The following is a 20,845-nucleotide window of genomic DNA, read 5'->3' as shown; positions in this document are numbered from 1 at the left end:
TACCCTGGAGTCATGCCCGAAGGAGACACCGTCCTACAGGCCGCGAAGAGGCTGCACACCGCGCTCGCGGGCCAGATCCTGGTCCGCTCCGACCTGCGTGTCCCCCGGTTCGCCACGGCTGACCTGACCGGGCGCACGGTCGTGGACGTCATCGCGCGCGGCAAGCACCTGATGACCCGGATCGAGGGTGGCCTCACTCTCCACTCGCACCTGCGGATGGACGGCTCCTGGAAGATTTACGCCCCGGGTGAGCGCTGGCGCGGCGGCCCCACCCACCAGATCCGGGCCATTCTCGCCAACGCGTCGCACGCGGCCGTGGGCTACCGGCTCCCCGTGCTCGAACTGCTGCGCACCAGCGAGGAGTCCAAGGCCGTCGGCCATCTCGGCCCCGACCTGCTCGGCCCGGACTGGGACCCCGACAAGGCCCTGAGCAACGTGCTGAGGGACCCCGCCCGCGCCGTCGGCGAGGCCGTCCTCGACCAGCGCAACCTCGCCGGGATCGGCAATGTCTTCAAGTCCGAGCTCTGCTTCCTCCTCGGCATCACGCCCTGGCTCCCGGTCGGCGAACTGGCCCCGGAAACCGCGCGGCAGCTCCCGCTGCTCTGCAAGAAGCTCCTCGAAGTCAACCGCGACCGCCCCAACCGGATGACCACCGGCCGCGACCGCCCCGGTGAGCGCCTGTACGTCTACGGGCGGGCCGCACGGCCCTGCATGCGGTGCCGCACGCCGATCCGGGTGGCCGAGCAGGGCGACGGCTCCCGGGAACGCCCCACCTACTGGTGCCCCACCTGCCAGCCGGGACCACACCCCACCAGGTGAGCCACGCACACTAATTGACGGGTCGTCAGGAAAGCTCGTACGGTCCCCTCATGCCCGTCAAGGCGTACGACCTCACCGGACGCACCGCATTCGTCACCGGCGCCGCGAGCGGTATCGGACGCGCCTCGGCCGTGCTCCTCGCCGAGGCGGGCGCGACCGTGCACTGCGCGGACCGGGACGCGCAGGGCCTGCACGAGACGGCGGCCCTCATCAAGGAGAACGGCGGCACGGCCCACACGCACGCCCTCGACGTGTCCGACCGCACCCAGATCGCCGAGGCCGTCGCCACCGCCGTCACCGCCGCCTCGACCGGGCCCAGCGGCGGCCTGGACATCATGGCCGCCATCGCGGGGATCATGCACAGCAGTCCCGTCCTGGAGACCCGCGAAGAGGATCTCGACCGCGTACTCGCCGTCAACTTCAAGGGCGTTCTGTACGCGTGCCAGGCAGCGGCCCGCTCGATGATCGCGACCGGCACCCGCGGTTCGATCATCACCATGGCCTCGGGCGCGGTCGACACCGGCGGTGCCGGCCTGCTCTGCTACGGCGCCGCCAAGGCCGCCGTCGTCCAGCTCACCAAGACGCTCGCCACGGAGGTCGGTGGGCACGGCATACGCGTCAACGCCGTCGCCCCGGGCTGGATCCGCACCCCGATGACGACCCGCCACGATCAGAGCGCCCAGGCCCACACCGAATCCGTGATGGTGCGCATGGCGCCGCTCGGCCGGGTCGGAGAACCCGAGGACGTCGCGCACGCGGTGCTGCACCTGGCCTCGGACGCCTCGGCGTTCACCACCGGCCAGATCCTCCGCCCGAACGGCGGCGTCGCCATGCCGTGGTGATCGGCCGCCACGCCCTGCCCCCGCAACGCGGTGACGACGCGTTCACGCCCCGCCCGAACGGCGCCGCCGCCACACCTGCATGATCCGCCCCCGCATCCCGAAGCTCCACCGCCCCCGCGCTCCCGCCCCGCCGTCCCCCTCTCCTTCCACCGCCCGCGTCCGCCGCGCCCCGCCCCGACGCCCCGATGTCCCCGCGACCCCCGTCGCCCGCGCCTTCGGCAGCGCGTGCACCGGCAGCAGGCTCAGACCCCAGCCCCCGGCGGCCACCGCCCCCTCCAACGCCCCGGCGTCCGGCGCGAGGGCCAGGCGCAGCACGCCCCACCACCACAGCGCGCCGAGCACCAGCCCCGGTATCCAGCGCAGCGCGCCGAGCATCACACCCGGTATCCGATGCGGCGCCCCCGGCGCCCCACCCGGTATCCAGCGCAGCAGCCGCCCTGCCACGACCGCTCACCTCCGCCCGTCAGCCGGACCTCGCCCACCGCGCTTCACCCACCGCACCCCGTGACACGCCCCACGCTCCACACCGCCCGGCGCACGGACCGGATACCGCGTTCAGCCCCGGTTCTCGGCCTGGAACATCCAATGGTGCTTCTCCAGATCGGCCGTGATGCCGATGAAGATGTCCTGGCTCACCGGGTCCGCCTCGCCGGTCGCCTCGATCCGCCCGCGCATCCTGGTGATCACCGCGCCGAGCGCCTCGACGAGCGTGTTCACGGCGTCCGTGTCCTTCACCCAGCCGTCGGACACCGTGCCGATGCCGCTGCTGGCGGCGACGGTCTTCGCCCGCCCGTCCGGCGGGACGCCCAGCGTCGAGGCCCGCTCCGCGACGGTGTCGGAGTGCTGGCGGGCGGTGTCCACGACCTCGTCGAGCTGAAGGTGGACCGAACGGAACCGGGGACCCACCACGTTCCAGTGGACCTGCTTCGCCACGAGGGAGAGGTCCACGAGATCGACGAGCGCGCCTTGCAGCGCTTCGGCGACAGTCTTCAGGTCAGCGTCGGACAGCGGACTCTTCACGTACATCCCTACCTCCGTGTGGAATCACGACCAACGATGGCACAGATGCACTATTCCGGACACACGAAGCGACAACGGGTCACTGTGCGCGCACAGCCGAAAGCCCCGACCGAACTCCGGCCGGGGCCTTGCACACTTCACACTGCACCAGGGGCTACGCCGCTACGACGTCGACCGCCTCGGCAGGTGCCTTGATCGTCACTCGTTCCGGCGGGACACCGGTCACGGAGACAGAATTGAGCATCGGACGAACCGGCGTGCGCACCGGCTCCGACGGGACCGCTGCTGCCGACTCGGCCAGCTCCGCGAGAGCGAGCTCGTCGCTCACCTCGCGCATCAGCTCGGACATCCGTACGTCAAGCGCGTCGCAGATAGCGGAAAGCAGTTCGGAGGAAGCCTCCTTCTGCCCCCGCTCAACCTCGGAGAGATAGCCGAGCGAGACTCGGGCGGACGAGGAGACTTCGCGCAGAGTACGGCCCTGGCGCTGGCGCTGCCGACGCAGCACGTCACCCAACAGGCGACGGAGCAGAATCATCGGTGGCTCCCTCCTCGGACCGCGTAGCCGCATCCTTCACGCCCCACCGTACCGCCTCGTGCCGCGGCCGTGCGGGGAGCGATGTCGTGTTCACTCAGGGCTGCAAACATCAAAACCCCCCGTTCTGTTCCGTATCCTGTGCCCGCGCATTCTCACCATGTTCGCCGGAACGCCCTCCGACCAGCTCATCCGTGAGCAGGACGAGCACGCTCCGTACACTCTCCCTACGGATTTCCGTCCGGCCGCCGTTCAACCGCAGCTCCAGCACTTTGCGGCTACCAGCGAAATTCCGGGTGCCCTGCGCAGCGCTGCCCACCGGCCCCACGGCGGCCACGTAGACGGTGCCCACCGGCTGTCCGTCCTGCGGTTCGGGACCGGCGACGCCGGTCGTGGCGATCCCCCAGTCCGCACCCAGTACCTCCCGCACACCCGCCGCCATCTGCAACGCGACCTCGGGATGGACGGGCCCGTGCGCGGCGAGCAGAGCGTCGTCCACTCCGAGCACCTTGTGCTTGAGTTCGGTCGCGTACGCCGTGACGGACCCGCGCAGGACCTTCGAGGCCCCCGGCACCGCGACCAGCTCCGCGGCGACGAGCCCACCGGTCAGCGACTCGGCCACCGCAAGGGTCTCCCCCCGCTCCGCCAGCAGCCGCAGCACCTCGGCAGCCTCACCCGTCACTTCTCGGCCGCCTCCGAGGACGCCGCCTGCTCCGAGGACGCCGCCTGCGACACCGCCGCCGCGGCCGCCACCTCCGCCAGGCCCGCGCGCCGCAGCACGACCGCCTGCCGTACGTAGTCGAGGCCGGTCAGCACGGTCAGCGCGACCGCCACGGCCATCACCCAGAACCGGAGCGTGGCCAGCGGCCCGGTCAACGCCAAGACGTACATGCCGACGGCCGTGCCCTGGGCGAGCGTCTTCATCTTGCCGCCGCGGCTGGCCGGAATGACTCCGTACCGGATGACCAGGAAGCGCATCAGCGTGATCCCGATCTCACGCCCCAGGATGACGCCGGTCACCCACCACGGCAGGTCCCCGAGCGAGGACAGGCAGATCAGCGCCGCGCCCATGATCGCCTTGTCGGCGATGGGGTCGGCGATCTTCCCGAAGTCGGTGACCAGGTTGTACGTACGCGCCAGATGCCCGTCGAAGATGTCGGTGATCATGGCGACGGCGAACGCGGCCCAGGCCCAGGCCCGCCACGCCGGGTCGTACCCGCCGTCGGCCAGCATGAGCATCACGAACCCGGGCACGAGCAGCAGCCGCACCATGGTCAGGATGTTGGCGATGTTCCACAGGCTCGCCTGGTCGACGGCCGCAGCGCCCAGCTTGCCGCCGGGCGCCGGCGTGCCGGTCCCGCCCGTGGCGGATGCCGGGGCTCCGGTCATCTGGCCGCCTCCTCAAGCCCCTCGATCGGCTCCGCGACGAGGTCCACGCCCTCGGTCCCGACCACCTTCGCCACGACCATACGGCCGATGCCGAACTCGGCGCCCCCCGTGAGACGCACCTGCCCGTCCGTCTCGGGCGCCTGGTGCGCACCGCGCCCGACGACACCGTCCTCGGCGTCCACGGACTCCACGAGCACCTCGACGGTCTCGCCGAGGCGCTCCTCGGCCCGCTGCGACACCAGTTGCTCGGCAAGGCGGGACACGCGCGCGAGGCGCTCGGCGACGACGTCCTCGTCCAGCTTGTTCTCGTACGTCGCCGCTTCCGTGCCCTCCTCGTCGGAGTAGCCGAAGACGCCGATGGCGTCCAGACGTGCCCCGTTCAGGAAGCGCTCCAGCTCGGCGAAGTCGGATTCGGACTCGCCGGGGAAGCCCACGATGAAGTTCGACCGGACACCGGCCTGCGGCGCCTTGCTCCGAATGGTGTCGAGGAGCTCCAGGAACCGGTCCGTGTCACCGAAGCGCCGCATCGCGCGCAGCACGCCGGGCGCGGAGTGCTGGAAGGAGAGGTCGAAGTACGGGACGACCTTGTCGGTCCCCGTCAGTACGTCGACGAGTCCTGGCCGCATCTCGGCCGGCTGGAGGTAGCTGACGCGGACTCGCTCGATCCCGTCGACGGCGGCCAGCTCGGGCAGCAGCGACTCCAGGAGGCGGATGTCGCCCAGGTCCTTGCCGTACGAGGTGTTGTTCTCGGAGACCAGCATGACCTCCTTGACGCCCTGCTCGGCCAGCCAGCGCGTCTCGTTCAGTACGTCGCTGGGGCGGCGCGAGATGAAGGAGCCGCGGAACGACGGGATGGCGCAGAACGAGCAGCGGCGGTCGCAGCCGGAGGCCAGCTTCACGGAGGCGACGGGCGCTCCGTCGAGGCGGCGGCGCAGCGGCGCGCGCGGCCCCGAAGCGGGCGCGACCCCGTCGGGCAGGTCCGCGGGGGCGTGGCCGGGCAGCGCGACGGCGGCTCCGGCCTCCTGACGCTCGGCAGGGCTGATGGGCAGCAGCTTGCGCCGGTCGCGCGGGGCGTGCGCCTCCACGCTGCCACCGGCCAGGATGGTCTGGAGACGGCCGGAGATGTCCTCGTAGTCGTCGAATCCGAGTACGCCGTCGGCCTCGGGCAGCGCGTCGGCCAGTTCCTTGCCGTATCGCTCGGCCATGCAGCCGACAGCGACGACGGCCTGGGTTCTGCCGTGGCCCTTCAGATCGTTGGCCTCGAGCAGGGCGTCGACGGAGTCCTTCTTGGCGGCTTCGACGAAGCCGCAGGTGTTGACGACGGCGACATCCGCGGCCTCGGCGTCCTCGACGAGCTCCCAGCCGTCCGCCTCCAAGCGGCCTGCGAGCTCCTCCGAGTCCACCTCGTTACGGGCGCAGCCAAGGGTGACAAGTGCGACGGTACGGCGTTCGGGCATGGACTCAAGACTACTTCGTTCCTCTGACAGCCCTCGCCTCGAGGGTTGCCGAAGATCGTCCGGGCCGTCCGTCAGCCGACTTCCGGGTCGCCCTTCGTGTACGTGAGCCGCTCGACCTGGCCCGGCTGGAACGCGTCCTCGATCTGCTTGCCGTTCACGAAGAGCTGTATGGCACCGGCGTCACCGAGCACGAGATCGATCTTCGTGCTGTCCTGGAAGGTCTTCGTCTGCCCCTTTTCGAGCAGTCCGTCGAACATGATCCGCCCGTTGTGATCCTTCGCGGAGATCCAGCTACGCCCCTGCGCGGCGTTGAGCTTCACGGTGACCTTGTCCTGAGGGGCGGCCGCGATCGCGCTGTCCGACAGGTCCGGCTTGGGGTCGACGGGCTTCTTCGTGCTCGGCTTGGGGGCGGGCTTGCTGGTCGCGGGCGTGGCGCCCTCCGCGGCCTGCTGCTTGTCACCGCTGTCGTCGCCCCCGCGGGCCACCGTGTACCCCACGAAGGCGATGACGGCCACGATGGCGGCGACCATGGCGGCGGTCCAGTTGGGCCGGCGCGGCTCGGAACGGATGCGTTCGGCCTCGAACAGCGGGGCGGCCGACGTGGGCGCGGGACGCCCGCCGTGCCCGTCGCCGTACCGCGTCACGAGCGGCTCCGGGTCGACGCCCACCGCGCGCGCGAGCGCCCGGATGTGACCGCGCGCGTACACGTCGCCGCCACAGCGGGAGAAGTCGTCGTCCTCGATGGCGTGCACGATCGGGACGCGTACCCGGGTCGACTGGCTGACCTGGTCGACGGTCAGCCCCGCGGCGATACGTGCCTGCTGGAGGGCACGACCGATCGAGGGCCCGTCGTCCGTGGGCGGGGTGCTGTCTTCCGAAGGACGGTCTTGTGAAGGACGGTCGTCTTCAGGGGAGTTGCCGATGGACACGGGGGCGCCTTTCGAGCGTGTAACCACCTGCTGGAGGTTCAGTCTAGGGGGGGTACGAAAGGGTGGGGCAACCGGGCGGTCGGACTTTGTACGCCATCGGAATGGCCCGACATCCTGATGGTGGGACAAGAAGTCGTCCCTTCCCTCAACTTGACGTACTCGTCGGGGAAACGGTTGCCCTGGATCCCCGTACGAGTGACATCAAAGCGAAAGATCCCTCAGGATTCGGCCTCCCCGCGGATGACCGCGAGTACTCCGTCCAGTTCGTCCGGTTTGACGAGGACGTCGCGGGCCTTGGAGCCCTCGCTCGGCCCGACGATGTTGCGCGACTCCATGAGGTCCATCAGGCGCCCTGCCTTGGCGAAGCCCACCCGGAGCTTGCGCTGGAGCATGGACGTGGAGCCGAACTGGGTGGAGACGACCAACTCGGCGGCGGCGCACAACAGCTCCAGATCGTCGCCGATGTCCTCGTCGATCTCCTTCTTCTGCTTGGTGCCCACGGTGACGTCGTCCCTGAAGACGGGCGCCATCTGGTCCTTGCAGTGCTGCACGACGGCGTGGATCTCGTCCTCGGTGACGAAGGCGCCCTGCATTCGGGTCGGCTTGTTCGCGCCCATCGGCAGGAACAGGCCGTCGCCCTTGCCGATGAGCTTCTCGGCGCCGGGCTGGTCCAGGATGACGCGGCTGTCGGCGAGCGAGGAGGTGGCGAAGGCGAGACGGGAGGGCACGTTCGCCTTGATGAGACCGGTGACCACGTCGACCGAGGGACGCTGCGTGGCGAGCACCAGGTGGATGCCGGCCGCGCGCGCGAGCTGCGTGATCCGCACGATGGCGTCCTCGACGTCCCGCGGCGCGACCATCATCAGGTCGGCGAGCTCGTCGACGATCACCAGCAGGTACGGGTAGGTCTTCAGCTCCCGCTCGCTGCCCTCGGGTGTCTTGAGCTTGCCGTCGCGGATGGCCTGGTTGAAGTCGTCGATGTGCCGGTAGCCGAACGCCGCGAGGTCGTCGTAGCGCAGATCCATCTCACGCACGACCCACTGGAGCGCTTCGGCGGCCTTCTTGGGGTTGGTGATGATCGGCGTGATGAGGTGCGGGATCCCCTCGTACGCGGTCAGCTCGACGCGCTTGGGGTCGACGAGGACCATCCGTACGTCCTCGGGGGTCGCTCGCACCATGATCGAGGTGATGAGGCAGTTGATGCAGGACGACTTGCCCGAACCCGTGGCGCCGGCGACGAGGATGTGCGGCATCTTCGCCATGTTCGCCATCACGTAGCCGCCCTCGACGTCCTTGCCGAGCGCGACCAGCATCGGGTGATCGTCCTCGGCCGCGTCCGCGAGGCGCAGCACGTCCCCGACGTTGACCATCTCGCGGTCGGTGTTCGGGATCTCGATGCCGACCGCGGACTTGCCCGGGATGGGGCTGATGATTCGGACGTCCGGGGAGGCGACGGCGTAGGCGATGTTCTTCGCCAGGGCCGTGATCTTCTCGACCTTCACGGCGGGGCCGAGCTCGACCTCGTAGCGCGTGACCGTCGGTCCGCGCGTGAAGCCGGTGACGGCCGCGTCGACCTTGAACTCGGTGAACACGGTCGTGAGCGACGCGACGACGGCGTCGTTGGCGGCGCTGCGCGACTTGCCGGGTCCCCCGCGCGTCAGCAGGTCGAGTGAGGGCAGCGCATAGGTGATGTCGCCCGCGAGCTGGAGCTGCTCGGCGCGCGGCGGCAGGTCCCGCTCCCGCCTGTCCTCGGGCGAGGACTTGGTCAGGTCGGGCACCGCGAGCGTCGACGGGGTCGGCTCGGAATCCGGCTCGGGCCCGGCGGCGACGGGCTCGGGCTTCTTCCCGCGGGCCGTCGGCACCGGCGTGCGCGCCGGCGCGGGGACCTCCCCGGAGCGCTCCCCGCGGTCCGTGCCGACACCCTGTGTGAGGTCGGCGACCAGCGGGGACGGCGGCATGCCGTGCAGCACGGCACCGTCCAGCGCGGCGGCGGCAGCAGCGGCCACGTCGACGGCGTCCATGGGGCGGTCCATGGCGGGCTGCCCGGAGGTGCGCCGGGGCCTGCGCCGCTTGGAGAGGGCGTCCTCCTCTATGCGCTCGGGGTCGTACACCGCGGGGGTCGCGGCGCGCCGCCTCGCGGGCGAAGACCCGGCCGGACGGTACTCGTCGTCGTACTCCTCCCCCGCGAACTCCTCGACGGCGAACTCGTCGTGCACGATGCCGAGCCGTACGCCGAGCAGCCGAAGCCGCTGCGGGATCGCGTTGACCGGCGTCGCGGTGACCACGAGCAGCCCGAAGACGGTGAGCAGGACGAGCAGCGGGACCGCGAGCACCTCGGTCATCGTGAAGCTGAGGGGCGTCGCGGCGGCCCAGCCGATGAGCCCGCCCGCGTCCCTTATGGCCTGCATGCCGTCATCGCGCGCGGGTGAGCCGCACGCGATGTGGACCTGGCCGAGCACACCGACGACGAGCGCGGACAGACCGATGACGATGCGCCCGTTGGCCTCGGGCTTCTCGGGGTGGCGGATGAGGCGTACGGCGATGACGCCGAGCAGTATCGGCACGAGCAGGTCGAGTCGGCCGAACGCGCCGGTCACCAGCATCTCGACCAGGTCGCCGACCGGACCCCGCAGATTGGACCAGGTACCGGCCGCGCAGATCAGCGCGATGCCGAGCAGCAGCAGCGCGAGACCGTCCTTGCGGTGCGCCGGGTCGAGCCCCTTGGCGCCACGCCCTATGCCGCGGAACATCGCTCCCACGCTGTGCGCGACACCGAGCCACAGGGCGCGCACGAGCCGGTACAAGCCCCCCGTGGGGCTGGGCGCCGCCTTGGGCGCGGGCTTCTTCGCCGCCGCCTTCCGGGCGGGCGCCTTCGCCACGGCCTTCTTGGCGGGGGCCTTTTTCGCAGGGGCCTTCCTCGCCGGAGCCTTGGTCGGCGCGGCCACCTTTTTCGCGGGCGGCTTCTTGGCTGCGGGACGTGGGGCCATAGGTGTGAGGTTACCGGGGGAGGCGTCCGCGTACACGTGTGCCCAGTGCTTCACTCTTTCGTGTCGCGTCCTGACGGGGCTTGAACTGACGCGACCTCAGAACCGGCTCGGAGACTCAGCTCTGGGACGGCAGGGACGGGGCGCCGCTACCCGTGCCGGGCTCAAGGGCGTCAAGGGCCCTGCGCAGGCCGGTGAGTTTGCGCTCCAGGTGGGCGGCGGTGGCCACGGCCGCCGCGTCCGCCGAGTCGTCGTCGAGCTGCTTGGACAGCGCCTCGGCCTGCTCCTCGACCGCGGCGAGCCGCGCCGACAGCTCCGCGAGCAGCCCCGCGGGCTCCTTCGTCTCGCCGACGGCCCTGCCACCGCCTTCCAACTGGAGGCGCAGCAGCGCGGCCTGCTCCCGGAGCTGGCAGTTCTTCATGTACAGCTCGACGAAGACCGAGACCTTCGCGCGCAGCACCCAGGGGTCGAACGGCTTGGAGATGTAGTCCACCGCGCCGGCCGCGTACCCGCGGAACGTGTGGTGCGGCCCGTGGTTGATCGCGGTGAGGAAGATGATCGGGATGTCGCGTGTCCGCTCCCGGCGCTTGATGTGCGCGGCGGTTTCGAATCCGTCCATTCCGGGCATCTGAACGTCCAACAGAATGACCGCGAAATCGTCCGTGAGCAGCGCTTTGAGCGCTTCCTCCCCGGACGATGCCCGCACCAGCGTCTGATCGAGCGCAGAGAGGATGGCCTCCAGCGCCAGCAGATTCTCCGGCCGGTCATCGACCAGGAGGATCTTGGCCTTCTGCACCATGGCCCGCCCTCCTCGCCCCGGCATGGGGCCGCCCCTGTCCGCAGGAATCGGGGAGGCTCCTGTCGCCGCCCCAGGGGACGACTCCCTTGCGTCGTCCGTCCTTGTGCCGGTCATCGTAGCCGCACCCCGCCTGCCACCACACCCTGTCACCGAGATGTCACTGTGCACGTAGCAGAAACGCAGCGGGAGACCAGAAGGTTCCCCGGTTACCGCACTCTTACACGGGCGCGGCCACACTCAGTCAGCAACCCCGCGTGAATCTCTCTGATTCCGGTCACTCACCGCGCATCCACTGCTCCATCACGGACAACAGGTGATCAGGGTCCACCGGCTTCGTGACGTAGTCGGAAGCGCCGGACTCGATCGCCTTCTCCCGGTCCCCCTTCATGGCCTTGGCGGTGAGCGCGATGATCGGCAGTCCGGCGAACTGCGGCATCCTGCGGATCGCCGTCGTCGTCGCGTAGCCGTCCATCTCCGGCATCATGATGTCCATCAGCACGACGGTCACGTCGTCGTGCTGCTCCAGGACCTCGATGCCCTCCCGCCCGTTCTCCGCGTACAGGACCGAGAGGCCGTGCTGCTCCAGGACGCTGGTGAGCGCGAAGACGTTGCGGATGTCGTCGTCCACGATCAGCACCTTCTCGCCGCCGAAGCGGAACGAGCGGCGCGGCACGGGAGCGCTCAGCCCCTCGCCGTCCTCCCAGTGCTGCGCGGGCGCCGGCTGCCCGGAGAGCGCCGAACGGGACTCGGACGAGGGTGCGGGCCTGCGGCGCCGCCGGAAGAGCGCCGCGGCACCGCTCTGCGTCTCCTGGTACGACGTCACCTCCGCCGGGGCCTGCGCCTCGGCGGACTCGGACGCCTCGGCGGACGTCTCCGCTTCGGCCGACTCCGGCACGGCGTCCAGGGCGAGCGGCCGGCCGGGCTCGACGGCCGGTGCGAGCTGCGTGTAGCCCTGGGGCGGCAGTTCGCTCGCGTGCAGCGGCAGGTACAGCGTGAATGTGGAGCCGCGGCCCGGCTCGCTCGCCGCGTGGATCTCACCGCCCAGCAGGCGGGCGATCTCACGGCTGATGGAGAGCCCGAGGCCCGTGCCGCCGTACTTTCGGCTGGTGGTGCCGTCGGCCTGCTTGAACGCCTCGAAGATGACCCGCATCTTGCTGGCCGCGATCCCGATGCCGGTGTCGGTCACAGAGAAGGCGATCAGATCACCGTCCGCCTCCCGCAACGAGCCCGCTTCCAGGAGCTGTTCCCGGATCGCGTTCGGCACGTCGGCACCCGCCGGCCTGATGACGAGCTCCACGGCACCGGAGTCGGTGAACTTGACCGCGTTGGAGAGCAGGTTGCGCAGCACCTGGAGAAGGCGCTGTTCGTCGGTGTGCAAGGTGGTGGGCAGCTCCGGGGAGACCCGAACGGAGAAGTCGAGCTGCTTCTCCGCGGTCAGCGGCCGGAACGTCGCCTCCACGTAGTCGACGAGCTGCACCAGCGCGATCCGCGTCGGCGAGACGTCCATCTTGCCCGCCTCGACCTTCGACAGGTCCAGGATGTCGTTGATCAACTGGAGCAGGTCGGAACCGGCCCCGTGGATCGTCTCGGCGAACTCCACCTGCTTGGGCGTGAGGTTCGCGTCGGCGTTGTCGGCGAGCAACTTGGCGAGGATCAGCAGCGAGTTGAGCGGCGTACGCAGCTCGTGCGACATGTTGGCGAGGAACTCGCTCTTGTAGCGCATCGACACCGCGAGCTGCTCGGCACGCTCCTCCAGGACCTGCCGCGCCTCCTCGATCTCGGTGTTCTTCACCTCGATGTCGCGGTTCTGCTGGGCGAGCAGTTCGGCCTTCTCCTCCAGTTCGGCGTTGGACGCCTGGAGGGCCTTCTGCCGGTTCTCCAACTCGGCCGAGCGCTCCCGCAGTTGCTCGGTCAGCTCCTGCGACTGCTTCAGCAGCACCTCCGTCTTGGTGTTCACGGAGATCGTGTTGACGCTCGTCGCGATCATCTCCGCGATCTGCCCGAGGAAGTCCTTCTGGATCTGCGTGAACGGCGTGAAGGACGCCAGCTCGATCACACCGAGCACCGTCCCCTCGAAGAGCACGGGGATCACGATGACCTGCGCCGGCGGCGCCTCGCCGAGCCCGGAGGAGATCTTCAGGTAGCCGCTGGGCGCGTTGTCCACGAGGATCGTGCGCCGCTCCTGGGCGGCGGTCCCGATGAGCGTCTCGCCGGGCCGGAAGGACGTCGGCATGGAGCCCATGGAGTAGCCGTAACTGCCGCACATCCGCAGTTCGTACGCGTCCTCGGACGCCGCCGTCGCGTCGGCGCCGTCCTCCAGGGGCACGGCCAGGAAGAACGCGCCGTGCTGCGCCGAGACCACCGGCGTCAGCTCGCTCATGATGAGCGAGGCCACGTCGTCGAGGTCGCGCCGGCCCTGCATCAGACCCGAGATACGGGCCAGGTTGCCCTTCAGCCAGTCCTGTTCCTCGTTGGCGATCGTGGTGTCGCGCAGGTTCGAGATCATCTTGTTGATGTTGTCCTGGAGGACCTGGATCTCGCCCGCCGCGTCGACGTCGATCTTCAGGTTGAGGTCGCCACGGGTCACCGCGGTGGCGACGGCCGCGATGGCGCGCACCTGACGGGTCAGGTTCCCCGCCATCTCGTTCACGGACTCGGTCAGGTCGCGCCAGGTGCCGTCCACGTCGCGCACGCGCGCCTGGCCGCCCAACTGGCCCTCGGTACCCACCTCGCGGGCCACCCGGGTGACCTGCTCGGCGAACGACGAGAGCTGGTCGACCATCGTGTTGATCGTCGTCTTCAGTTCGAGGATCTCACCGCGCGCGTCGATGTCGATCTTCTTGGTCAGGTCGCCCTTGGCGATGGCCGTCGTGACCATCGCGATGTTGCGTACCTGGCCGGTGAGGTTCGAGGCCATGCCGTTCACGGACTCGGTCAGGTCCTTCCACGTACCGGCCACACCGGGTACGCGGGCCTGGCCGCCGAGGATGCCGTCCGTGCCCACCTCGCGGGCCACCTTGGTGACCTGGTCGGCGAACGAACTCAGCGTCTTCACCATCGTGTTGAACGTGTCGGCGAGTTGCGCGACCTCGCCGCGCGCCTCGATGGTGACCGTCCGGGTCAGGTCGCCGTTGGCCACGGCGTTGGCGACCTGCGAGATGTTGCGCACCTGCATGGTCAGGTTGTTGGCCATCAGGTTGACGTTGTCGCTCAGGTCCTTCCAGATGCCGGTGACACCGGGCACCCGCGCCTGACCGCCGAGCTGCCCCTCGGTGCCCACCTCGCGGGCCACCCGGGTGACCTGCTCGGCGAACGACGACAACTGGTCGACCATCGTGTTCACCGTGGTGACGAGTTCGAGGATCTCGCCCTTGGCGTCGACGGTGATCTTCTTGGAGAGGTCGCCGCGCGCCACCGCCGTGGTGACCTCGGCGATGTTGCGGACCTGGAGGGTCAGGTTGTTCGCCATGCCGTTCACGGACTGCGTCAGGTCCTTCCACGTACCCGACACGCCCTGCACCTCGGCCTGACCGCCGAGGATGCCGTCCGTACCCACCTCGCGGGCCACCCGCGTCACCTGCTCGGCGAAGGCCGAGAGCTGGTCCACCATCGTGTTGAGGGTGTTCTTCAGCTCAAGGATCTCCCCGCGCGCGTCCACGTCGATCTTCTGCGACAGGTCACCACGCGCGACCGCGGTGGCGACCTGCGCGATGTTGCGCACCTGCGCGGTGAGGTTGCCCGCCATGCCGTTCACGGAGTCCGTGAGGTCGCGCCAGACACCGGCGACGCCGGGCACCTGCGCCTGCCCGCCGAGGCGCCCCTCCGTGCCCACCTCGCGGGCCACGCGGGTCACCTGGTCGGCGAAGGCGGAGAGCTGGTCCACCATCGTGTTGATGGTGTTCTTCAGCTCAAGGATCTCCCCGCGCGCGTCCACGTCGATCTTCTGCGACAGGTCACCACGCGCGACGGCCGTGGTGACCTGGGCGATCTGCCGTACCTGGGAGGTCAGGTTCCCCGCCATGAAGTTGACGGAGTCGGTGAGCTCCTTCCACGTACCGCTCACCCCGTCCACCCGGGCCTGACCGCCGAGGCGGCCCTCCGTGCCCACGTCGCGGGCCATCCGGGTCACCTGGTCGGCGAAGCTGGAGAGCTGGTCCACCATCGTGTTGACGGTGTTCTTCAACTGAAGCATCTCGCCGGAGACGTCGACGGTGACCTTCTGCGACAGGTCGCCGTTGGCCACCGCCGTCGTCACCTGGGCGATGTTGCGGACCTGCCCGGTGAGGTTGCGGAACGCCGTGTTGACGGAGTCCGTCAGGTCCTTCCACGTACCGGCGGCGCCCACCACCAGGGCCTGGCCGCCCAGCTCACCCTCGACGCCGATCTCCCGCGCCACACGAGTGACCTCGGAGCCGAAGGCCGACAACTGGTCGACCATCGTGTTGACGGTGTTCTTCAGCTCCAGCATCTCGCCGGCGACGTCGACCGTGACCTTCTGGGAGAGATCACCGTTGGCCACCGCCGTCGTGACAGTGGCGATGTCACGCACCTGCGTGGTGAGGTTCCTGAAGACCGTGTTGACGGAGTCCGTCAGGTCCTTCCAGGTCCCCGCCGCGCCCGGCACGTTCGCCTGGCCGCCGAGCTGCCCCTCGGCCCCGACCTCGTTGGCCACACGCGTGACCTCGTCGGCGAACGTACGGAGGGTCTCGGTCATCTGGTTGATGGTCTCGGCGAGCTGGGCGACCTCGCCCCGCGCCGACACCGTCACCTTCTGCGAGAGGTCACCGTTGGCCACGGCCGTGGTGACCTGAGCGATGCCACGCACCTGGGCGGTCAGATTGCCCGCCATGAGGTTCACCGAATCGGTGAGGTCCTTCCACACGCCGGCCACACCGGGCACCTGCGCCTGCCCGCCCAGCTCGCCTTCCGTGCCCACCTCGCGGGCCACCCGGGTGACCTCGGAGGAGAACGACGAGAGCTGGTCCACCATCGTGTTCACGGTGTTCTTCAGCTCGAGCATCTCGCCCGCGACGTGAACCGTGACCTTTCGGGACAAGTCACCCTTGGCCACCGCGGTGGTGACGAGAGCAATGTCACGCACCTGAGCCGTGAGCCGGTACGCCATCGTGTTGACCGAATCCGTGAGGTCTTTCCACGAACCGGACATTCCACGTACGCGCGCCTGGCCCCCCAGCTTGCCCTCGGTGCCCACCTCACTGGCCACGCGCGTGACCTCGTCCGTGAAGGTGGAGAGCTGGTCGACCAGGTTGTTGACCGTCCGCCCGACCTTGAGGAACTCGCCCCGCAGCGGATGCCCCGTCCCGTCCGGCACCTGGGAGCGCAGCTCCATGCGCGGCGACAGATCACCCTCCGCGACCGCCGTGAGCACCCGGCCGACCTCGGAGACGGGCCGTACGAGATCGTCGACCAGCGCGTTCGAGGCGTTGATGGCGGCGGCCCAGGAGCCCTCGCAAGCGCCCGTCTCCAGGCGTTCGGTGAGCTTGCCCTCCCGCCCGACCATCCGCCGCACGCGTGACAGTTCCCCGGTCAGGTGCAGGTTCCGGTCCGCCACCTCGTTGAAGACAGCCGCGATCTCGGACATGACGCCGTCGCCGCTGACCGTGAGCCGCTTGCGGAAGTTGCCGTCCCGCATCGCCACGAGACCTGCCAACAGCCTGTTCAGCGCCGCGGTATCCACCGTTGTGGTGCCATTGCGCGACTTGTGCTGTTTATTCAGGGACTGTCCGCCTTCCGCGCGCGCTTTCCTGCCCCGCGTCGCTGCGCCAGACTCCACTGTGTCCCTCCCGCAGGGGTCGACCTGAACTGCTTGGGTTGCTCGGGTTCGCTTCTACCGCCGCATCGGCTGACCAATGCGTTTCTCTTCGGAAGCTTGCCCAGTGTTTCACCCTGGCTGAACCAGGCCATAACAGTTCGGCAGCTTCGCACACCCTCCGCACACCCTCCGGACGGAAACACTGGCGACCGGCATCCGCATGGACGGCGAAGGTAAGTAACCTTGGCAGCGGCTGTCCACCCACCCCGGCCCGCCCGGCCTGGGCGGTGGCGGAAATCGAGCGGGCATCGGAGGGGCGGCCGCGACATGGGTACGGGAGACGTGGGCCTCGACACTCGTACAGCGAGTACAACTCGTACAGGGAGTTCTGTGATCACCGCGCGCGCGGCTGCGACCTTCGAACCGGTCGGACGATCCGTCGCGACCGCCCGCTCCTTCGTGCGCGACACCCTCCAAGGCTGGGGCTACGCCGACATCATCGACGACGCCGTGGTCCTCACCAGCGAACTCGTGACCAACGCCGTGGTCCATGCGGGTACCTCCGCCGAGGTCCTGTGCCTGCGCGGCGATGACCACGTCCGCATCGAGGTCTCCGACCGCTATCCGGAGCGCGAGATCCCGCTTCAGTCCGCGGCGATCAACATGGGCAGCCCGGACCGGGAGGGCGGACGCGGCCTCCAGCTCTGCGCCGCGCTCGCGGGCCGCTGGGGCGTCGACTATTCGGCCACGCACAAGCAGGTCTGGTTCCAGATCGACCTCCCCGGCCGCTCGGTGGGCACCCGCGCCGCAGGGCCCGCCCTCCCCACGGAACTCCTGCCCCTCGCCGACGAGCGGGTCCGCGTCGCCGTCGTACAGATCGACAAGACCGGTGCGATCACCGCTTGGAACGAGGACGCGGAGCACCTCTTCGGCTACTCCGCCGATCACGTCATCGGCAAGCCGCTCACCGACCTCGCCGCCTGGCCCCACACGCCCGGCACCAGTACGGGCATCGTCGACGCACTGCAACTCTCGCGCTGGGAGGGCAGCTACGGCATCCGCGGCGCCAGCGGCCGCGTCTGCCCGGTCTACGCCTCGCACCTGCGCGTCCGCGACACCGACGGCGACCCTTCCACGGTCTGTCTCCTCGTACGCGACCACGAGCGCGCCGTGCTCCAGACGCCGCTGCGCCTGCCCACGCCGGACAGCGCCGGGTCCGAGAGCCAGGGCGCGGACGCCTTCGAGATCTTCATCGGCTCCCCCGCCCCGGACGACCTCGACGGGCTGCTCCAGCGCACGGTGGAGCGCGCCCGCGACATGCTCGACGCCGACGCGGCGTTCCTGCTCCTGGCGACCGACGACGAGACGGAGTTGGAGGTCCGCGCCTCCACCGGCCTCCCATCGGCCCGCCAGCGCTTCGCCAGGGTCCCGGTCGAGGTCGGCCCCGGCCGCTACGGTTCGGCGCGGATGCCGGCCGTCCATGAGGACCTCACTCAAGTCCCGGGCGCGGTGCCTTTGTTGAACGGCACGGGGATGCGTTCGGTCGTCACGGTTCCGCTGAAGGTCGAGGGCCGTCTCACCGGTTCCCTCGGCGTCGCGGCCGAGGCTCCCGACCGCTACTCGAACGAGGAGGCGCTGCGCCTCCAGTTCGCCGCCGACCGCATCGCCATGGCCGTCGAGTCGGCCCGCCTCGGCGAGCTCGAGAAGCTTCGCCGCGGTTCCCTCAGCTTCCTCGTCGAGGCCTCCGACCTGCTGGCCGGCACCCTCGACCGGGACCAGACCCTGGCGCTCATGGCCCAGATGACGGTCCCCACGCTCGCCACCTGGTGCGCGGTCTACATGATCGCCGACCAGGCCTCGGAGCCGTACCTCTCCTACGTCCTGCACGAGGACGAGGACCGTATCGACGGCCTCAAGGCGCTCCTCTCCAAGATCACCCCACCGGAGCCCGTGCCGACCCCGGGCGCCCGCATCTGGGCGGCTCCCGCGGAGGCGGCCCACCAGGCGGCTCTTCGGACGTCCATGCGCAGTCTGGGTCTTGGCGAGCCCGCCAACGTCAGCTCGGGCATCGGCACCACTCTCGCGACCGCGTCCGCGGTCGGTGGCGAGACGGTGGTGCTCCCGCTCGTCGCCCGTAACCGCGTCATCGGCATGCTCACGCTCGGCAAGCCCACGGACGAGCACTTCCGGCAGGAGATCCTGGAGCTGGCCGAGGACTTGAGCCGCCGGGCGGCGCTGGCCCTGGACAACGCGCGCCTGTACTCGGAGCGCATGGCCATCAGCCAGTCCCTCCAGCGCAGCCTCCTCCCGCCGGAGCTTCCGGACGTCCCGGGCGTCGAGGTGGAGGTCATCTACCGCGCGGCCGGCGAGGGCAACGAGGTGGGCGGTGACTTCTACGACCTCTTCCCGATCCGCGACGGCGCGTACGGCTTCGCGATCGGCGATGTCTGCGGCACGGGCCCGGAGGCGGCGGCCGTCACGGGCCTCGCCCGCCACGCGCTGCGCCTGCTGGCCCGCGAGGGCTTCGGCGGCCCGGCGGTCCTGGAGCGCCTGAACGCGGCGATCCTCGACGAGGGCGCCCGCAGCCGCTTCCTGACGCTGCTCTACGGGGAGTTGTGGCCGCAGGAGGACGGTTCGGCGGTCCTGAAGATGGTCTGCGCCGGCCATCCGCTTCCGCTGCGTCTGCGGCAGAACGGTTCGGTGGAGCCGTTCGCTGAGCCGCAGCCGCTGCTGGGTGTCATGGACGATCTGGAGCTGTACGAGCAGACGATGACGCTCGATCCGGGGGATGTCCTGCTGTGCGTCACGGACGGCATCACGGAGCGCCGCGAGGGCACGCGCATGCTCGGTGACGACGGCCTGGCCGAGGTTCTGTCGGGCTGCACCGGTCTGACGGCGGGCGCGGTGGCGGCCCGCATCATGCGGGCGGTGGAGCGTTTCGCCGCGGACGCCCCGTCGGACGACATGGCGATCCTCGCGATGCGTGTGCCCGGTATCCAGCACGACTGATACGGCACCGCGGGCGCCGTTGAGAGACGAGCGGGGCAATAAAGAAAGGCTCTCGTCCTGTGATTCAGGACGAGAGCCTCAATTATTGAGCCCCCAAGCGGAATCGAACCGCTGACCTTCTCCTTACCATGGAGACGCTCTACCGACTGAGCTATAGGGGCCTGTCGCTTGTGCGGTTTCCCGCCCGGCAACGGAATAAAGCATACCTGAAGTTCAGGCCCTCTCGAACCGCCCCTTCAGAAGGCTGGTTGGAGCAGTCCGCCCAGTGCGTTGCACGCGGACACCACTCGTTGGAGTTGCTTCCGCGTCATCGTGCCGTCGACGGGCAGGGCGAGTGTCTCGTCGGCGGCCCGTTCGGTCTCGGGCAGGGTGATGTCGCGCCGGAACGCCGACAGGCGGTGGACGGGCGTCTTCACCGGCACGCTGCATTCGACGCCTTTGCCTCGCAGTACGCGTGCGAACGCGTCCCTGTCGGGCCGTCCGTTGCCAGGAACACGCACGACGTACTGCTGGTACGTGTGCTCGTCGTGTGCGGCGGGCGTGCGCACCCCGCTCAGCCTGGCGCTCAAGTAGGTGGCGTGTGCCCGCCGTTGCGCCATTTCGTCGTACGGCTTCTGGGACTCGCCCTGTTCCAGTACGAGCAGGCCGTGTCGGCTGCCGAGGTGTCGAAGGCGCTCGATGTCGGCCCGGTGTCCGAAGCGGTGGACGGCGATGACGGCGGCGGTGCGCGCGCTGAGACGGTAGGCGACGTCTGTGGGGTCGATGCAGTAGGTGTCCGGGTCTATGTCGGCGAAGTGGGGTGCCGCGCCGGCCTGTACGACGGCTTCGGCGACCTCGGGGTTTCCGTAGGCCGGCACGATCACTTCGTCCCCGGCTCCGACGCCTGCGGCTTGCAACATTGCGACTGTGCCCATGCGCTGGATGCTGCTGGCGCAACGTGAACGCATGGTGACGGGCAACAAAAAAGCCGCTGGCTTCGAGCGTAATGCTCGAAGCCAGCGGCTTTCTTCAATATGAGTTCGGCGGCGTCCTACTCTCCCACAGGGTCCCCCCTGCAGTACCATCGGCGCTGTGAGGCTTAGCTTCCGGGTTCGGAATGTAACCGGGCGTTTCCCTCACGCTATGACCACCGAAACACTATGAAACTGTCAACCGGAGCCGTGGCATAGCTACGACGGTTGTTCGTGGTTTCAGAACCAACACAGTGGACGCGAGCAACTGAGGACAAGCCCTCGGCCTATTAGTACCAGTCACCTCCACCCGTTACCGGGCTTCCAGATCTGGCCTATCAA

14 protein-coding genes, 1 tRNA gene and 1 rRNA gene are annotated in these 20,845 nt (G+C 69.4%); 3 read left to right on the top strand and 13 right to left on the bottom strand.

Annotated features, from left to right (window positions below):
- The first annotated feature begins 12 nt into the window (after nt 1–12).
- Nucleotides 13–819: an Fpg/Nei family DNA glycosylase gene (locus ACIRF8_RS13715; protein WP_404214309.1), complete on the top strand. Its 807-nt coding sequence runs from the start codon at nt 13–15 to the stop codon at nt 817–819.
- A gap of 50 nt (nt 820–869) precedes the next feature.
- On the top strand, nt 870–1,661 hold the full coding sequence (locus ACIRF8_RS13710) for an SDR family NAD(P)-dependent oxidoreductase (protein ID WP_404214307.1): 792 nt from the start codon (nt 870–872) through the stop codon (nt 1,659–1,661).
- A gap of 42 nt (nt 1,662–1,703) precedes the next feature.
- On the opposite strand, the gene ACIRF8_RS13705 is transcribed toward ACIRF8_RS13710, so the two are convergent.
- From ACIRF8_RS13705 to ACIRF8_RS13660, 10 genes are all read right to left on the bottom strand, one after another.
- Nucleotides 1,704–2,105 carry a hypothetical protein gene (locus tag ACIRF8_RS13705; protein ID WP_404214305.1) on the bottom strand — a complete coding sequence of 134 codons (402 nt, stop codon included), beginning with the start codon at nt 2,103–2,105 and terminating at the stop codon, nt 1,704–1,706.
- A gap of 111 nt (nt 2,106–2,216) precedes the next feature.
- Nucleotides 2,217–2,687 (bottom strand): Dps family protein, encoded by a 471-nt coding sequence (locus tag ACIRF8_RS13700; RefSeq protein ID WP_404214303.1) that lies wholly within the window; start codon nt 2,685–2,687, stop codon nt 2,217–2,219.
- A 148-nt stretch (nt 2,688–2,835) separates the two neighbouring features.
- Nucleotides 2,836–3,216: a helix-turn-helix domain-containing protein gene (locus ACIRF8_RS13695; RefSeq protein ID WP_404214301.1), complete on the bottom strand. Its 381-nt coding sequence runs from the start codon at nt 3,214–3,216 to the stop codon at nt 2,836–2,838.
- Between the two features lie 109 nt (nt 3,217–3,325).
- Nucleotides 3,326–3,895: a CinA family protein gene (locus ACIRF8_RS13690; protein ID WP_404214299.1), complete on the bottom strand. Its 570-nt coding sequence runs from the start codon at nt 3,893–3,895 to the stop codon at nt 3,326–3,328.
- Entirely contained in the window at nt 3,892–4,602 is a 711-nt protein-coding gene (gene pgsA / locus ACIRF8_RS13685) for a CDP-diacylglycerol--glycerol-3-phosphate 3-phosphatidyltransferase (protein WP_404214297.1), read from the bottom strand. Before pgsA ends, ACIRF8_RS13690 begins: the two co-directional genes overlap by 4 nt.
- On the bottom strand, nt 4,599–6,059 hold the full coding sequence (gene rimO, locus ACIRF8_RS13680; protein WP_404214295.1) for a 30S ribosomal protein S12 methylthiotransferase RimO: 1,461 nt from the start codon (nt 6,057–6,059) through the stop codon (nt 4,599–4,601). The genes pgsA and rimO overlap by 4 nt, the downstream gene beginning before the upstream one ends.
- A 71-nt stretch (nt 6,060–6,130) precedes the next feature.
- Nucleotides 6,131–6,988, bottom strand: a complete 858-nt coding sequence (locus ACIRF8_RS13675) for a helix-turn-helix domain-containing protein (protein WP_404214293.1) — start codon at nt 6,986–6,988, stop codon at nt 6,131–6,133.
- A gap of 218 nt (nt 6,989–7,206) precedes the next feature.
- A complete protein-coding gene (locus tag ACIRF8_RS13670; protein ID WP_404214291.1) occupies nt 7,207–9,975 on the bottom strand; it encodes a DNA translocase FtsK in 2,769 nt (922 codons plus the stop codon).
- Nucleotides 9,976–10,090: 115 nt separating this feature from the next.
- On the bottom strand, nt 10,091–10,771 hold the full coding sequence (locus tag ACIRF8_RS13665) for a two-component system response regulator (protein ID WP_404214289.1): 681 nt from the start codon (nt 10,769–10,771) through the stop codon (nt 10,091–10,093).
- A gap of 274 nt (nt 10,772–11,045) precedes the next feature.
- The gene (locus tag ACIRF8_RS13660; protein WP_404214287.1) at nt 11,046–16,565 is read right to left on the bottom strand and encodes a HAMP domain-containing protein; all 5,520 of its coding nucleotides are present in this window, start codon (nt 16,563–16,565) and stop codon (nt 11,046–11,048) included.
- Between the two features lie 369 nt (nt 16,566–16,934).
- Here ACIRF8_RS13660 and ACIRF8_RS13655 point away from each other — a divergent pair, with 369 nt between their 5' ends.
- The gene (locus ACIRF8_RS13655; protein ID WP_404214286.1) at nt 16,935–19,553 is read left to right on the top strand and encodes a SpoIIE family protein phosphatase; all 2,619 of its coding nucleotides are present in this window, start codon (nt 16,935–16,937) and stop codon (nt 19,551–19,553) included.
- A gap of 88 nt (nt 19,554–19,641) precedes the next feature.
- On the opposite strand, the gene ACIRF8_RS13650 is transcribed toward ACIRF8_RS13655, so the two are convergent.
- The 3 genes from ACIRF8_RS13650 to rrf all read right to left on the bottom strand — a co-directional run bounded on the left by ACIRF8_RS13650 (nt 19,642) and on the right by rrf (nt 20,687).
- A tRNA-Thr gene (locus ACIRF8_RS13650) sits at nt 19,642–19,714 on the bottom strand.
- 75 nt (nt 19,715–19,789) lie between these two features.
- A complete protein-coding gene (locus ACIRF8_RS13645; protein ID WP_404215880.1) occupies nt 19,790–20,452 on the bottom strand; it encodes a DegT/DnrJ/EryC1/StrS family aminotransferase in 663 nt (220 codons plus the stop codon).
- Nucleotides 20,453–20,570: 118 nt separating this feature from the next.
- A 5S ribosomal RNA gene (gene rrf, locus ACIRF8_RS13640) occupies nt 20,571–20,687 on the bottom strand.
- Nucleotides 20,688–20,845 lie beyond the last annotated feature (158 nt).

The organism is Streptomyces sp. NPDC102406, assembly GCF_044765725.1.
Lineage (GTDB): Bacteria > Actinomycetota > Actinomycetes > Streptomycetales > Streptomycetaceae > Streptomyces.
This window is presented reverse-complemented; position numbering and strand designations above follow the sequence as displayed.